This is a genomic window from Lysobacter sp. 05T417 (assembly GCF_056396405.1).
The window spans coordinates 1-1,014 of the sequence record NZ_JBFTLK010000022.1 but is presented as its reverse complement, the minus strand read 5'-3'; the positions used below and the strand labels follow the sequence as shown (position 1 = coordinate 1,014).

Here is a 1,014-nt window from a genome sequence, read left to right as displayed (position 1 = left end):
CCGCAAGCTGATACATTTCGGGCCGGGGAAGGTCTAGGACATTTCCGGCGGCAGTTCTCGGCTCCGGTCACGACACTAGGCCTAACAAGTCATTCAAGCCGACACCGCTCCGCGATGCGGCTTAACTCAGGCGTTAGGACTGTAGTCGCGACGTTGCGGCCGGTCCGGGATCGACGCGCTGTCGTGTCTGAGGTCGTCGTGGTTTTGCTTCGGTTGCGCGCACAACGCCCCCAGCCTCGGCCATTTGGTGCAGCATTTTTCCCGCTTCGTCCGGGCCCCCGTCTTCGGCGACGCTGGGCACCGCGAGCTGATACATTCCGCCCGGGGGGTTGGGTCAAAGCAGAGCAGTCGGCCGCAGGTCTGGGCTCCGGTTGCGGCGCTAGGCCTAACAAGTCATTCAAGCCGACACCGCTCCGCGGTGCGGCTTAACTCAGGCGTTAGGCCGCTAGGAAGCTATGGACAGGACTTTGAATCTATCTTGGGCAAGGTTCGGACTTGGCCTGACCATTGCCAGTGTATTTCCTGCGCTGCTGATTGCTTCCAAAATCGATGACAGGGACTCATGGCCGGACATCGTAGCCATATGCTTCTTGCTTCTCTCGGTCTTTGTATTCGTCGCGCGCGGCTGGGCGCGGCTGCGCAAGGCCAACGCCGCTGAGCCCCTTTCGGCCTGGGAGACTGATCGCATTCGCCAGCTTCTGATTGGGCCTGTTGGGCCTCGGTTGGTTTGGTTCTCTTTCACTGTCATCACCCTTCTTCTTTGGGCTGTCGCGCGTGGCGTTGCCGGGCGCGCGGCCTAACAATTCATTCAAGCCGAAGCCACTTCGTGGCTCGGCTTAACTCAGGCGTTAGGACTGTAGTCGCAACGTTGCGGCCGGTCCGGGATCGACGCGCTGTCGTGTCTGAGGTCGTCGTGGTTTTGCTTCGGTTGCGCGCACAACGCCCCCAGCCTCGGCCATTTGGGGCAGCATTTTTCCCGCTTCGGCCGGGGGCCCTGTCTTCGGCGGCATTGGG

Annotated in this window: 1 protein-coding gene; it reads left to right on the top strand. The window is 61.4% G+C overall.

The genetic code is table 11. The features are described 5' to 3' along the window. Positions 1–455: 455 nt before the first annotated feature. Complete coding sequence (locus tag AC1DER_RS17205) at positions 456–800, top strand: hypothetical protein (protein ID WP_477248576.1); 345 nt, start codon at positions 456–458, stop codon at positions 798–800. Positions 801–1,014: the final 214 nt, after the last annotated feature.

Excerpts from the sequence above, each read along its gene's own strand:
- AC1DER_RS17205 (WP_477248576.1), top strand. The coding sequence starts at position 456 with ATGGACAGGACTTTGAATCTATCTTGGGCAAGGTTCGGACTTGGCCTG.